The sequence below is a fragment of the Paraburkholderia sp. J94 genome (assembly GCF_905220285.1).
Classification (GTDB): Bacteria; Pseudomonadota; Gammaproteobacteria; order Burkholderiales; family Burkholderiaceae; genus Paraburkholderia; species Paraburkholderia tropica_A.
Map to the genome: position 1 here is coordinate 425,698 of NZ_CAJMZH010000002.1, position 14,365 is coordinate 440,062.

At 65.9% G+C, this 14,365-nt stretch carries 12 protein-coding genes; 6 read left to right on the forward strand and 6 right to left on the reverse strand.

Going from position 1 to position 14,365, the window contains the following annotated elements; all coding sequences use genetic code 11:
* The first annotated feature begins 45 nt into the window (after positions 1-45).
* Complete coding sequence (locus U4Y88_RS05225) at positions 46-2,310, forward strand: TonB-dependent siderophore receptor (RefSeq protein ID WP_415774394.1); 2,265 nt, start codon at positions 46-48, stop codon at positions 2,308-2,310.
* A gap of 227 nt (positions 2,311-2,537) precedes the next feature.
* Positions 2,538-3,980 carry an NAD-dependent succinate-semialdehyde dehydrogenase gene (locus U4Y88_RS05230; RefSeq protein WP_321782728.1) on the forward strand — a complete coding sequence of 481 codons (1,443 nt, stop codon included), beginning with the start codon at positions 2,538-2,540 and terminating at the stop codon, positions 3,978-3,980.
* A 61-nt stretch (positions 3,981-4,041) separates the two neighbouring features.
* On the opposite strand, the gene U4Y88_RS05235 is transcribed toward U4Y88_RS05230, so the two are convergent.
* Entirely contained in the window at positions 4,042-4,446 is a 405-nt protein-coding gene (locus U4Y88_RS05235; protein ID WP_321782730.1) for a GFA family protein, read from the reverse strand.
* Positions 4,447-4,641: 195 nt separating this feature from the next.
* On the opposite strand from U4Y88_RS05235, the gene U4Y88_RS05240 reads away from it, so the two are divergent.
* Both U4Y88_RS05240 and U4Y88_RS05245 read left to right on the forward strand, forming a co-directional pair.
* Complete coding sequence (locus tag U4Y88_RS05240; RefSeq protein ID WP_321782732.1) at positions 4,642-5,703, forward strand: catalase family peroxidase; 1,062 nt, start codon at positions 4,642-4,644, stop codon at positions 5,701-5,703.
* Entirely contained in the window at positions 5,700-6,245 is a 546-nt protein-coding gene (locus U4Y88_RS05245; RefSeq protein ID WP_321782734.1) for a cytochrome b, read from the forward strand. The genes U4Y88_RS05240 and U4Y88_RS05245 overlap by 4 nt, the downstream gene beginning before the upstream one ends.
* A gap of 47 nt (positions 6,246-6,292) precedes the next feature.
* Here the strand turns inward: U4Y88_RS05245 and kdgT are convergent, their stop codons facing one another.
* The 4 genes from kdgT to U4Y88_RS05265 form a co-directional block, all read right to left on the reverse strand.
* Positions 6,293-7,309, reverse strand: coding sequence for a 2-keto-3-deoxygluconate transporter (gene kdgT, locus U4Y88_RS05250; RefSeq protein ID WP_224009508.1), 1,017 nt, complete (start codon positions 7,307-7,309; stop codon positions 6,293-6,295).
* 313 nt (positions 7,310-7,622) lie between these two features.
* Positions 7,623-9,104, reverse strand: coding sequence for an efflux transporter outer membrane subunit (locus U4Y88_RS05255; protein WP_321782736.1), 1,482 nt, complete (start codon positions 9,102-9,104; stop codon positions 7,623-7,625).
* An 18-nt stretch (positions 9,105-9,122) separates the two neighbouring features.
* On the reverse strand, positions 9,123-10,724 hold the full coding sequence (locus U4Y88_RS05260; RefSeq protein WP_415774395.1) for an MDR family MFS transporter: 1,602 nt from the start codon (positions 10,722-10,724) through the stop codon (positions 9,123-9,125).
* The gene (locus U4Y88_RS05265) at positions 10,717-11,880 is read right to left on the reverse strand and encodes an HlyD family secretion protein (RefSeq protein WP_415774396.1); all 1,164 of its coding nucleotides are present in this window, start codon (positions 11,878-11,880) and stop codon (positions 10,717-10,719) included. Before U4Y88_RS05265 ends, U4Y88_RS05260 begins: the two co-directional genes overlap by 8 nt.
* Positions 11,881-11,982: 102 nt before the next feature.
* Here U4Y88_RS05265 and U4Y88_RS05270 point away from each other — a divergent pair, with 102 nt between their 5' ends.
* Entirely contained in the window at positions 11,983-12,801 is an 819-nt protein-coding gene (locus U4Y88_RS05270) for a CerR family C-terminal domain-containing protein (RefSeq protein ID WP_321782740.1), read from the forward strand.
* Positions 12,802-12,985: 184 nt separating this feature from the next.
* Positions 12,986-13,621: a LysE family translocator gene (locus U4Y88_RS05275; protein WP_321782742.1), complete on the forward strand. Its 636-nt coding sequence runs from the start codon at positions 12,986-12,988 to the stop codon at positions 13,619-13,621.
* A 20-nt stretch (positions 13,622-13,641) separates the two neighbouring features.
* On the opposite strand, the gene U4Y88_RS05280 is transcribed toward U4Y88_RS05275, so the two are convergent.
* On the reverse strand, positions 13,642-14,322 hold the full coding sequence (locus U4Y88_RS05280) for a Fe2+-dependent dioxygenase (protein ID WP_321782744.1): 681 nt from the start codon (positions 14,320-14,322) through the stop codon (positions 13,642-13,644).
* Between the last annotated feature and the right edge of the window lie 43 nt (positions 14,323-14,365).

The window sequence follows — 14,365 nt, forward strand, 5'->3', positions numbered from 1 at the left end:
CACCGTCTGCCGGGGGCGCCCGGTCATCCGACTCACCAGAATAATATGAAGAATACTGCTGCCGCGCGCCGATCGGGCCCTGGCTTCGCCGCTGAAAATGTTGGGGGCGCACGCATCTCGTTGAGCGCCGCGCTGCTCGTCAGCGCCGGTATCACGCTTTCCACGCTGTCGACCGCCGGCTGGGCGCAGGCCACGGCGCAGACAGAAACAAAACCGGCGACGAATAACGACAAGAGCGACAACAACGACAAAAGCGACCCGGCAACCGACACCACCGCTGACGGCAAGGCGCTGCCCACCGTCAAGGTGAACGCGGCGCGCGACAGCGAAACGGCCTCGCCCAAACGCGTGACGGCCGGCGCGCTCGGCAACCGGCGCCAGGTGGACACGCCGTTCTCGACCGATGTCGTGACGACGGAGCGCGGCAAGGATCTGCTCGCCAACACGGCCAACGATCTCTTCAAATACGATCCGGCGGTGACCATCGTCGGCGACAACGCAACCGGCGAGAATTCCGCGTTCGCGATTCGCGGCCTCGCGGTGGACATGCTCAACGGCGTGAAAGTCGACGGCCAGAACTTCCCTTCCTGGGACACCGAACTATCGCTCGAACAGTTCGAGCAGGTGGAAGTGCTCAAGGGTCTTTCGGGCTTCATGTACGGCTTCAGCACGCCCGGCGGCATCGTCAATTACGTGCTCAAGCGCCCCACCGACGACCCGTACCGCAGCTTCTCGATCGGCTATCAATCGGCGGGCGTGTTCAGCGAGAAGATCGATCTGGGCGGCCGTTTCGGCAACGACAATCGCTTCGGCTATCGCCTGAATCTCGTCAACGAAGACGGCAACACCGCCGAGGCGAACGGCCACGTGCGCCGCCAGGTGGCGTCGCTCGCGCTCGACTTCCGCATCACGCCGGACCTCACGTGGACCGCCGACGCGTTCTATCAGAAGCGCAAGACCAACGGAACGCTGTTCGGCATCTATGTGGGCGGCGGGCTCGGCATTCCCGACGCGGGCAAGGTCACGCGCGACCTCACGCAACCGCAAAACTTCTATCAAACCGAAATCGCCTCGTTCGGCACCGGCCTCGACTATCGCATTTCGGATGCGTGGCACGCGAGCCTGAAATACCGCTTCGCGAAGGAAAACCGCACCAACTCGGACAGCCTGCTCTACGTCTATAACGCTGCTGGCGATTATCAGAACACGCTGTATGCGGCGTTGACGCGCTACTTCTATCAGAACGTCGACGCAATGGTGGAAGGCAAGTTCGACACCGGTCCGTTCAAGCACGACGTGGTGATCGGCGCGAGCTACCAGACCCAGCAAAGCGAATACGACGACAGCGAAGGCTGGAACGACGGCTATAGCCTCGGCACCGGCAATCTGTACCAGAGCACGCTGCTCACGAACGACGCGGTGCATATTGGCGAAAACCTGTTCCGCCACGAACGCACCACGCAGACGGCGCTCTACGCGAGCGACACGGTGCAGATCACGCCGCGTCTTTCGGCGCTGCTCGGCCTGCGTTATACGCAGTTCCGCGACCGCGTCTATAACGTCGATCAGTCGGTGCAGGCCGATTACAGCGCGAACCCCGTCACGCCCACCGGCGCGCTGATGTTCAAGCTCGATCCCGACACCACGGTCTACGCGAGCTATGTGGAAGCGTTGCAGCAAGGCGGTTCGTCGAGCAACACCAACGTGAACTATCCGCAGACCTTCGGTCCGCTCAAGAGCAAGCAATACGAAGTGGGCCTCAAGGCCGATCATCGCAACTGGGGCGCGAATCTCGCGCTGTTCCGCATCGACCAGGGCTACGAGTACACCAACTCGGCCAACGTGTTCGTGCAGAGCGGCACGAAGCGTTATCAGGGCATCGACGCGAGCGGCTGGCTGCAACTCGCTGCCGACTGGCGTCTGATGGGCGGCGTGATGTGGCTGGACGCGAAGGCCGTCGACGTCGACGATCCGAGCGTGGACGGCAAGCGCGTCTACGGCGCGCCGCGCTTCACGGCGACGGGCCGCGTGGAGTACAACCCGTCCTATCTGCGCGCGCTGACCGTGGCGTTCGGCGGCAAGTACGTCGGCAACATGGCGGTCGATGCGGCCAACACGCAGTTCGTGTCGGCGTACACCACGTGGGATCTGAGCGCGAAATACGAAACCCAGGTTGCGGGCAAGGACGTGACGCTGCGCGCGGGCGTGAACAATCTGTTCAACCGCCGCTACTGGACCGCCGCGTGGGGCTATTACGTGATGCCGTCGGCCACGCGCACGTTCGTTGCGAACGCCACGCTCGAATTCTGATGCGCGCCGTATAGACGCTCTCCGTCGCAATGCGCTTCGGCCCCTGAAACACGGGGCCGTCCACAAGGCCTTTCGCATTTGTCGAAAGGCCTTGTGCTTTGGGGGCCGCCTGCAAGCCTCGCGAAGCGATGGCACAATGAGCGGTCTCGCGGCCCACGCGACGCGCGTTGCCGAGCGCGCCGCCGGCTTCCCCCCACCGTTGCATCGTTGCAAAGGATCGCCCCATCATGAGTTCCAGCGTGAAGCCCTATCCGCATACCCAGATCTACGTCGACGGCGCGTGGCGCGCCGGCGCGAAGACGATCGCCGTGATCGACCCGGCCACCGAAGCGGAAATCGGCCGCCTGAGCCTCGCGAGCGAACAGGATCTCTCGGACGCCGCCGAGTCCGCCGCGCGCGCCTTCAACGCATGGCGCAAGGTCTCGCCGCTCGAACGCAGCAAGCTCATGCGCCGCGCCGCCGACCTGCTGCGCGAACGCGCGGGCGATATCGCCGCGATCATGACGCGCGAACAAGGCAAGCCGCTCGGCGAAGCGAAGGCCGAAACGCTCGCGGGCGCCGACGTGATCGACTGGTTCGCCGAAGAAGGCCGCCGCACCTATGGCCGCGTGGTGCCCTCGCGTACCGACGCCGTCCGCCAGATCGTCACGCGCGAACCGGTCGGCCCGGTCGCCTGCTTCACGCCGTGGAATTTCCCGCTGAACCAGGCTGTGCGCAAGGTCTCGGCCGCGCTCGCCTCGGGCTGTACCGTCGTGCTCAAGGGACCGGAAGAAACGCCGGCAAGCTGCGCGGCGCTGGTGCAGGTGTTCGTCGATGCGGGCCTGCCGCAAGGCGCACTGAACCTCGTGTTCGGCGTGCCCTCGGAAGTGTCGTCGTATCTGATCGCGCATCCGGCGATCCGCAAGATTTCGTTCACGGGTTCGACGCCGGTGGGCAAGCTGCTCGCCTCGAAGGCCGGTGAACACATGAAGCGCGCGACGATGGAACTCGGCGGCCACGCCCCCGCCATCGTGTTCGCCGACGCCGACGTGCCGCGCGCAGCCAAGCTGCTCGCGAGCGCGAAGATCCGCAATGCGGGTCAGGTGTGCATTTCGCCGACGCGCTTCATGGTCGAAGACGCCGCCTACGACGAGTTCGTCGAGCACTTCGTGGCGGCCATCAAGACGGTGAAGGTCGGCAACGGTCTGGAAGAAGGCGTGCAGATGGGCCCGCTCGCGAACGACCGCCGCCTCGCCGCGATGGAACGTCTCGTGGCCGACGCGCGCGAACAGGGCGCGAAGGTGCTCACGGGCGGCGAACGCGTGGGCCGCGAAGGCTACTTCTTCGCGCCGACCGTGCTGACCGACGTGCCGCTCTCCGCGCGCATCATGAACGAGGAGCCGTTCGGCCCGCTCGCGCCGATCACGCGCTTCTCGCGCTACGAAGACGCCATCGCCGAAGCGAATCGCCTGCCCTACGGCCTCGCCGCGTATGCATACACGCGTTCGAGCGCCACTTCGGCGGCGCTCTCCGAAGACGTCGAGACCGGCATGCTGTCGATCAATCACCACGGCCTCGCGCTGCCCGAAGTGCCGTTCGGCGGCGTGAAGGATTCGGGCTACGGTTCGGAAGGCGGCACCGAAGCCATGGAAGCGTATCTGGTCACGAAGTTCGTCACCGAGCATCGTTGATCGACGCACACGCCGCGGCGCGCTGCAATTGCGCCGCGGCGTTTTTTTATCCGCGCATTAATCAGGATTCCGTAGAACTTCGCGGATGCTGCGGCAGATTGTCCGCCAGCTTCACCCATGCGAGCCGTTGGGAGACCCACGAGTGGCGGTCGGGCGGCGCGTCGTCCGGGCGATCGAGCGTGCCGGTCGCCACGTCGATCTCGTCCGCGAATGCCGCGCTATGGTACGTGACCGGCGTGCCGCAGTCGGCGCAAAAGCCACGCTCGACGTTCGGGCTCGACGCGTACTGCTTCAAACTGCCCGCCGTCACGCGAAACGCCGTGCGCGCGACGCTGAGCCACGCGACGAAGGGCGCGCCCGACGCGCGGCGGCAATCCACGCAATGGCACGCCGTATTGCCGATCGCCTCGCCCGCGATCTCGTAGCGGATCTTCCCGCATAGACAGCCGCCCGTCAGCTTCAGCATCGCTTGCTCCTGTGGGGTTTCGTGCGCCTTACGGTCAGGCCGCGCAGGTCGGGCCACGCAGGTCACCGCGAAAAAACTTCTGCACACGTGGAATAGACCGCGTGTCTGCCTTGTTGACGCCAGTAACAGCCCTTATTGGCCACCGACAGGACCGATCATGCCTCATCGTACCCATTCGCGGCGCAGGAGCGCGCCATGAGCCAGAACGCCATCTGCCTGCCGTGCCGGCTCGCGGCCATTGCGGCGGTCGTCGTCGGCGCGGCCGGCGCGTTCGCCTGGACCGCTGGCTGGCTCACGCCCAAACGCGTGAACGCCCCGCACATCATCAACACCTTCGAGTCGAATTATGGCGTGCACGCGGGCTTCCGCCGCAATCACGCCAAAGGCCTCTGTCTCGAAGGCGAATTCGAAAGCAATGGCAACGGCGCCCGCGTCTCGCGCGCGGCCGTGTTCGCGCCGGGCGAGACGCCGGTGATCGGCCGCTTCGCCATTCCGGGCAGCAATCCGTCCGCGCCTGACGCCAGCACGCCGGTACGCAGCATGGCGCTGTTGTTCCAGTTGAAGGACGGCGAGCAATGGCGCACCGGCATGAATTCGACGCCCGTTTTCGTGGTTCGCACACCGAATCAGTTCTATCAGCAACTGGTCGCCTCGAAACCCGATCCGGCCACCGGCAAGCCCGATCCCGCGAAACTCAATGCGTTTTTTGCGGCGAATCCTGAAACGCTGCCGTTCCGGCAATGGCTGAAGGTGCATCCGCCTGCGTCGAGTTTCGCCAACACGGGCTTCTACGGCATCAACGCGTTCCTGGCCACCGATGCGGAAGACAATACGCGCGCGATCCGCTGGCAGACCGTGCCCGAGATCGCCTACGCGCCGCAGACCGACGCGCAAAAACGCGATCCCGACTTTCTCGCCGACGATCTCGAAGCACGGCTCGCGCAAGGCCCGCTGCTCTGGCGCCTCGTGCTGACGGTCGGCCAACCCGGCGACCCGACCAACGACGCCACCCAGCAATGGCCCGCCGACCGCGAGCAGATCGATGCGGGCACGCTGGTGCTGCGCCGCGCGACGCCGCAACGCGAAGGCGCCTGCCGCGACGTGAACTACGACCCGACGATTCTGCCCGACGGCCTGAAGCCCTCCGACGATCCGCTGCTCGCGGCGCGCTCGGCCGCCTATTCCGTTTCGTTCAACCGCCGCACGCGCGAAGAAGCCGCGCAATCTCACGAACAGCACGGAGGAGCCCAGCCATGAAAACCGGCGGCACTCATTTCAGCGGTCTCGCGCGGCTGATTCACTGGTCGATGGCAGTCCTGATCATTGCGATGCTGTTCGTGGGCGTGGGCATGGTCTCGACCGTGTCGCGGCTGCACGAAACGCTGATCGCGCTGCATCGCCCGCTCGGCATCGCACTGCTGCTGCTCGTGATCGTGCGCGTGGCCGTGCGGCTCACACGCGGCGCGCCTGGCCTGCCCGACGATATTCCCGCGTGGCAGCGTGCCGCCGCGCACGCCTCGCATCTCGCGCTCTATGGCTTGATGATCGCGATGCCGCTGATCGGCTGGTCGATGTTGTCGGCGGGCGGCTATCCGGTCGTGCTCGCGAGCGGCGTGCAGCTGCCGCCGATCGTGCCGCGCGACGTCACGCTCTACGCGTGGCTGCGCGCGGCGCATACGTGGCTCGCGCTCGCGCTGTTCGCGACCGTGTTGCTGCATCTCGCTGCGGCGCTCTTTCATGCGCTGATCCGCCGTGATGGCGTGCTCGCAAGCATGGCGCGCGGCGCGGCGCGAAACTGACGCGGCGCGCGCGGATCGAGCAAAGCGCCGGGCAACGCAAGCACGCATCAAACGTGCGCGTCCTGCCCCGTCACGGGCTGCACCGGCGGCCCCATGAACTCCTCCCGCAAGGCCTCGCGCGCGCTCTTTCTGCGCACCCACAACGCGGTGAGGATCGGCACGAGAATCGCGGTGACGAGACACGAGGTCGCGACCATCGCCGTGGCAGCCGGCACGAGCGGCTTGAAGCGCGGAATCATCTCGCCGATGATCGCGGGATTCGCGACCGCCGCGCCCGCCGTCGACGACGCCGCGAGTCCCGCCGCGCCATTGCCGCCCGCGATCAGACGATCCGCGAGAATCAGCGGAATGCCGGTCACGACGATCACGCCGAGGCCCAGCATCACGCCCGCGAAACCGCTCGTCGCGATCACGTTGAGGTCGATGCCGTTGCCGAGCGCGAAGCCGAAGAACGGTATCAGCGGATGCACGCAGCGCCCGAACAGATCGCGCAGATCGTGATCGAGATTGCCGAGCACGAAACCGACGAGAAACGGCAGCACTGCGCCCGCGAACAGCCGCGGCTCGAAGAAGGCCACGCCCGTCGCGCCGAGAATGATCATGCTGACGAGCGGCCCCGATTCGATCGACATGAGCACGAACGCGCCCGCCTCTTCCTTCGTGCCGTATTGCTGCATGACGGCGGCATAGAGGCCGCCGTTGGTCATGTCCATCGAGGTCGTGATGGCGAGCACGGAAAGCCCCGCGAACAGCCCGGCCTTGACGCCGTCGGCGGGCAGATAGCGCGCCGCGACCAGCGTGGCGACCCACGCCACCGCCGTTTTCGTCGCGAGCAAGGTGCCCGATTTGCGCAGCACCGCGCCGGTCGCGCGCAGGTCGATGGTCGCGCCCATGCAGAAGAACCAGACCGCGAGAATCGGCACGGTGCCGGCGATCAGTCCATTGGTGAACGAACCGAAGTACTTGCCCGCGCCGGGCGCGAACGTATGCACGCAGGCGCCGAGCAGCAAGGGCACCAGCATCAGGCCGCCTGGCACGCGGTCGATGGCCTTCTTCAGCTTCATGCCTCCTCCTGGATGTCTCATCCACGCCGGATCGGCACGCACGCGCATGGCGTCCGGGTTCTAGTCGCGACTCCCTGACGAAAAAATATAGCAGCCTGAAAGGCGCGCGAATTCGATTTTTAATCGTTGCACGCTCATCGTTTACCCCGCAAATTCAAGGTGTTTTCCCACTATCTGGGGTTTGATGTGTCGTGAATATTTTCGACGCGCGAATGCGCCCGATGCGAGCGCGTTTGCGCGGCGATTGAATCCGGTCGAGCGACCGGAGAGCGTGCAGGACGGCGCGAACGCGCCGCCCGGTTCATCCGTGAGTTCAGCTTTGCGAACTGCTGCGCCAGCCCAGACCGAGACTTTTCTGCAGCGAGACGAAGTCCTTGAGCAACTGCGCCTGCGCCGACACCACGTCCTGCTGCGCGGTAAATTCGGCGCGCTGCGTATCGAGCAGATCGACGAGACTCGATGCGCCCGCGCGATAACGCTGGCGCATCAGCGTCGCCGAGCGCTCCGCCGACGCCTGCACCTTCTGCAAGGTCACCACATGATCGCGCTGATAGCCGTAGCGCGAGAGCGCGCCATTGGCGTCCTGCAACGCGGCGAGCACGGCCTTTTCGTAACGCGCCTGCGCTTCGTCGCGCGAGGCTTCCGCACCGCGCACCGCGCCGGCCGTGCGGCCGAAGTCGAGCAGGTTCCATTGCAGATACGGCACGCCCACCCAACTGAAATTACTCTTGCGCGCGAGGTGGCCCGGATCGGCGGCCGTGAAGCCGAGATCGCCGAACAGCGTCAGCTTCGGAAAATAGTCGGCCACGTGCTGGCCGATCTGCGCGTTGCTCGACGCGAGGCGGCGCTCCGCCGCGCGAATGTCGGGACGCTGCGCGAGCACGGTCGCCGGATCGCTGACCGTGACGGTCGCGGGCAGCGTCGGAAACGGACGCGGCGTGGCCAGCTCCGCATCGAGCGCGCCCGGCGCCTTGCCCGTGAGCACCGCGAGCTGATCGAGCGACATCTCCACTTGCGACGCCAGCGGCGCGAGCCTCGAACGCGTGTTTTCCACCTGCGTGGTCAAGCGCTCGACATCCACGTCGGCGGCCGTGCCGCCCGTGCGGCGCTGCGTGGTCAGCGTGAGCGACTGCTGCTGGATCTCCGCCGTGCGCTGTGCGATCGCGAGACGCTGCTGCTCGTCGCGCAGATCGATATAGGCCTGCGCGACTTCGGCCGCGAGCGACACCTGCGTGTCGGCGAGATCGGCGGACACGGCGTCGGCTTCGTCGCTGGCCGCTTCCACCGCGCGGCGCGTGCCGCCGAACAGGTCGATTTCCCACGAGGCGTCGAAGCCCACCGTATAGAACTGCAGCGGTCCGCGCCCTGCCCCCGAACTGCCCGACGATTGCGAGAACGAACTGAGATCGGGTTCGCGCATGCGTGGCGCGGCGGCCACCGCCGAGACTTTCGGCATTTCGGCGGCGCGCTGCTGCTGCAATTGCGCGCGCGATTCGCGCAGCCGCGCCTGCGCGACGCGCACATCGGGATTGTGTTCGAGCGCCGCCGCGATCAGCGCGTTCAGTTGCGGATCGTCGAGCGCGACCCACCAGTCGCTCGGCGCGCGCGCCATCGTCACGCCTTGCGCCGGCGTGCGCACGAAGGTCGCGGCGCTCGCGGCTTCGGGCGCGACCGCGGGTGCGCCGCGATAGTCGGGGCCTACGGTGCAGGCCGCGAGCAGGCACGCGCCCGCGATCAGCGAGAGGCGCGCGACGGGAAGTGCGAATGGAACGCGGTAAGAACGAGTTGCCGTCATGTGTCGAAAGTGAAAGCGTCAGTGGCCGGCGGACGGCGTCTTCGCGCCGGGCTGCGGTTTCTTGAGCATCAGCGCGAGCGGCACGCACGCCGCGAGGGCGATACCGAGCACCCAGAATGTTTCGGAGTACGTGATGACCATCGATTGCTGGTGGATCTGCGAGGCGATCTGTTCGAGCGAGATCATCTTCGAATACGCCATGTCGCCGGTCTGCGCGAACCAGCTCGCCGCGCCGCTCGCGACGCGTTCCTGACCGATCAGCGAATTCGCGCTGATCGACTCGCGCAGCATGGCCGTATGGAAGGTCTCGCGCCGATCGATCAGCGTGCCGATGATCGCGAGCCCCACCGAGCCGCCCAGATTGCGCGCCATGTTGTAGAGCCCGGCCGCATCTCCGGAATCCTCGCGCGCGACCGCCGCCATCGAGGCCTGATTCAGCGGCATCATCGCGAGCATCTGCGCCACGCCGCGAATCAGCTGCGACCACACGAAATCGTGGCCCACGCTTTGAGCCGTGAGCGAAATATCGAGCATGCAGCTCAGCGTGAACAGCAGCAGGCCGCTCACCACCAGCACGCGAAAATCGACTTTTGCGAGCAGGCGCGGCAGCACCGGCATCACGAGGAACGCGGGCAGCCCGGAAAGCAGCATGATCGCGCCCGACTGCTCCGCGTTATAACCGGCGACGAGGCTCAGGAACTGCGGCAGCAGATACGAAATGCCATAGAGCCCCGCGCCCACTGCCGAGACGATGATGATCACGCTCGCGTAACGCGGATTGCGCATCAACGAGAGCCGCAAGATGGGTTTCTTCGCGACGAACTGCGAGATCGCGATCAGCACCATGCCCGCGAACGACACGCAGGAGAGCGTGACGATCATGCTCGATTCGAACCAGCGCTCGCGCTGTCCTTCTTCGAGCACGACCGTGAGCGTGCTCAGGCCGACCGCGAGGCCGACAATGCCGAGCCAGTCGGCCTTGAAAAAGGCCTCCCAATGCGGACGATCGGCGGGCAGGCCCACGATCAGCAGCGTAATGAGCGCGATACAGACCGGCAGATTGATAAAGAAGCACCAGCTCCAGCTGATGTTTTCCGCGAGCCAGCCGCCCACCACGGGACCGAGCAGCGGCCCGAGCAGCACGATGAGCCCGAACACCGTCATGCCCACCGGTAGCTGCGAGAGCGGCAGCCGCGTGCGGATGATGGTCTGCGCCGTGGGGATCATCGCGCCGCCGGTGAAGCCCTGGCCGATGCGGCCCGCGATCATCACGCCGAGCGTGCTCGACCAGCCGCACATCATCGAGAAGCCGATGAACAGCGCCGAATTCGCGAGCAGAAAATTTCGGAGTCCGAACACGCGCGTGAGCCACGCGGCCAGCGGAATCATCACGATCTCGGACATCAGATAGCCCGTGGAAATCCACGTGCCCTCGGTGCCCGTCGCGCCAATTTCGCCCTGGATCTGCGGCAGCGCCGAGTTCGTGATGGAGATGTCGAGCGTGGCCATCAGCGCGCCCAGCGCGCCGGCGGCCACCGCGATCCAGTCGGCGACGCCCGCGCGCTCGCCGTGCGGCTGCGGCGCGGCAGGCGCGTTGCCCGCGTTGCCGGCCTCAGCCACGATGGTTCTCAGCGTCGATGCGGCGATCGTCCTCGCTCGCGGAACGCGTGTCGACATCGACGTTCACGGACATGCCCGGCAGCAGCACCGCGCGCGTTTCGGGTCCGGTGTCGAGACGGATGCGCACCGGCACGCGCTGGACGATCTTCGTGAAGTTGCCGGTGGCGTTTTCCGGCGGCAGCAGCGCGAACTGTGCGCCCGTGCCCGGCGCGAAGCTGTCGACCACGCCGTGCAGCGTGTGGCCCGGCAAGGCGTCGACGCGCATTTCCACCGGCTGGCCCACGCGCATGCGGCCGATCTGCGTTTCCTTGAAATTCGCCGTGAGATAGGTCTGCTGCACCGGCACCACGGTCAGCATGCGCGTGCCCGGCTGCACGTACTGGCCCACGCGCACCGTGCGATCGCCCACGCGGCCCGCGAGCGCCGACGTCACCACCGTGTGGTCGAGATCGAGCTGCGACTGCGCGGCGCTCGCGCGCGCCGCTTCGAGCTGCGCACGCGCCTGCGCGAGTTGCGCCGTGAGCGCGGCGGTTTGCGAACGCGCCGCCTCGACCGAGGCCGTATCCGCAGCCAGCGTGGCCTGCGCCTGATCGCGCGTGCTCTTGAGTTCGGTGAGACGCTCGACCGTTTCCGCGCCCGTGGCCGCCAGCGGCACGTAACGCGCGACTTCGTCCTGCGCATGACGCAGGCTCACGCGCGCCACTTCCTGCTGCGCCTGAGTCTGCGCGATGTTCGCGCGTTGCTGCACGAGTTGCGCCTCGGCGTGCTGAATGTCGGCCTGACGCGCGTCGACGGTGGCGTTGGCCTGATCGAGCGCGACCTGATACTGGCGCGCATCGAGCTTCACCAGCGGATCGCCGGCCTTCACGGCCTGATTGTCGGCGACGAAGACATCGGTGATATAGCCGCTGACCTTCGGCGCGACGGTGACGCTGTCGGCCTGCAGATAGGCGTCGTCGGTGCTCTCGATGAAACGCCCCACCAGCCACCAGTGACCGAACCACGTTGCGCCCGCAAGCAACGCGACGACGCCGAGGCCGATCATGACGGCGCGCTTATTACCGGTCTTTTTATCGGTAGTTTGGATATCGCGTTTATCGGGCGAATTGGCGTCGCCCGACGCATCTCGTCCCGGCGCACCCGCAGTCGTTGACATGTTTTTGCCAGCCTTAATTTATTCCAGTCGGCAAAATTATTCCATCCGGCAAAATTGTGTCAAGTGATATATTTCGAAAGCTCAGACCGCCACTCGAATCACATGAACGACACGAAACCGCTACGCCGCCCCAAAGCGGGCGGCTACGCCCGCGGCGACGAAACTCGCCGCAAGATCATCGAAGCGGCCATCAGCCTGTTTGGCCAGCACGGTTTCGAAGGCGCCTCGACCCGCGATATCGCCGCACGCGCGGGCGTCAACGCCCCCGCCCTCCAGTACTATTTCGAAAGCAAGGAAGGCCTCTACTGCGCGTGCGCCGAATCGCTCGCCGACGAGTCGTGGCAATCGTTCGAGCCCGCCGTGCTGCGCGCGCGCGCCGTGCTCGACCGCGACGGCAGCACGGCCGAGCTGATCGACGCCTTTCTCGACATTCAGCGCGCGGTCGCCGACCGCACCTTCGTCAAGCGCAGCGATCCCGATCAACGGCTGTTCTTCGCACGCGAACAAGGCGGCGGCGAGCCGGCGTCCGGCTCCGAAGTCCTGCGCCAGCGCGTGCGCGCACCGCTCAACGACGTGAACACCACGCTGCTCTCCCGCATCAGCGGCACGAGCGCGGACGATCCGCTCACGGTCATGCGCATGCTGAGCCTCTACGGCCAGTTCCTGATGTTCTATATCGCGCGGCGCGCAACGCTGACGACGCTGAAATGGGACGACATCGACGCTGAAAAGGCCGAGTTTCTGAAAGCGAACGTTGCCGATCAAACGCGTGTGCTGCTCGAACACTGGAGCCGTCAGGGCGGCACGGACGGCGAACAAGGCGCTGAGAAGCGCATTGAGAAGAAGGCGGAAGCAACGCCCGATCAAGCGGCGGCTTCAGCGCCCCAAAGGACGCGCGCCGCGAAAGCCGCCGCACAATAAACGAATACGCTGCGCATTTCCTTAAAGAAACGCGAGCGACGACTCATTGCCTATCGGAAACAAGGGAAACCCGCACGCACGCGCGAGTTTTCCTGGTTTCCGATGCGAAACGCACGGCGATGCGCATTTCGGCGTGCTACTGTTAAAAACCCTTTCACCCACTCGCCACCCGCGCGCGATCGCCATGTCCCCCACTACCGCTGTCGTCAGTATTCTTGCCGCCCTGCTGCTGGGCGCCATGAGCCCCGGCCCCAGTTTCGTGATGGTCGCGCGCAACGCGATCGGCCTGTCGCGCCGCGACGGCGTCGCCACCGCGCTCGGCATGGGCGTCGGCGCGATCTGCTTCGCGGGTATCGCGCTCGCCGGTCTCTATACGCTGCTCGCCACCGTGGCGTGGCTCTATGCGGGCCTGAAGATCGCGGGCGGCCTCTACCTGCTTTATATCGCCTCGCGGATCTGGCGCGGCGCGGGCGAGCCGATCGCGATGAACCGCGATGTCGCGGGCGGCACGCGCCCCGGCAAATCGTTCTGGATGGGCCTCACGACGCAATTGAGCAACCCGAAAACCGCCGTCGCCTACGGCAGTATTTTCGTGGCGCTGCTGCCGCAACATCCGCCGACGTGGTGCTACTTCGCGCTGCCGCCGCTCGTGTTCGCGATCGAAACCGGCTGGTACACCGTGGTCGCGCTGTGCTTTTCGAGCCAGCGTCCGCGCGATCTGTATCTGCGCGCGAAGGGTTGGATCGACCGGCTCGCGGCGGGCGCGATCGCCGCGCTCGGCCTGCGCCTGATTCTCAGCGCCGGACGCCGCGGGATCTGAAGCGCCGGGCGCGCGCCCACTCAGCAATCGGCCCACATGCGCAGCAGATTGTGATAACAGCCGGTGAGCTGCACGAGCGATTCGTCATTGGCGTTCTGCATCGTGAGCCGCTGGATCGCGACATCCATATCGAGCAGCAGCGCGCGTTGCGCATCCTCGCGCACGAGGCTTTCGATCCAGAAGAACGACGCGATGCGCTCGCCGCGCGTCACAGGCTCGACCTTGTGCACGCTCGAACCCGGATACAGGATCATGTGCCCCGCGGGCAGCTTCACGCGCTGCTCGCCGTAGGTATCGCGAATCACGAGTTCGCCGCCGTCGTAGCTGGCCGGATCGGCGAGAAACAGCGTGGCGGAAAGATCGGTACGCACACGCTCGCGTGAAGCACGAATCCCCCGCACCGCGTTATCGATATGGAATCCGAATGATTCGCCGCCCGCATAGCTATTGAACAGCGGCGGATAAATGCGCTTGGGCAGCGCCGCCGACATGAACACCGCATCTTTCGCGAGACGGTCGATGATTTCATCGCCGATCTCGCGGGCGAGCGGATCGTCGCCGGCGAGTTGCCGATTGTGTTTGACGCGCTGCGATTGCGCACCCGCCGTCGCCTTGCCGTCGACCCATTGCGCCGCGCGCAGCCGCTCGACCAGCACCTTCGATTCCTGCGGGCTGAATACGCCCGGAATTTCCACGATCATCGTTTCACTCTTTGCATCGTCATGAATGCGCGAACGGCGGCAC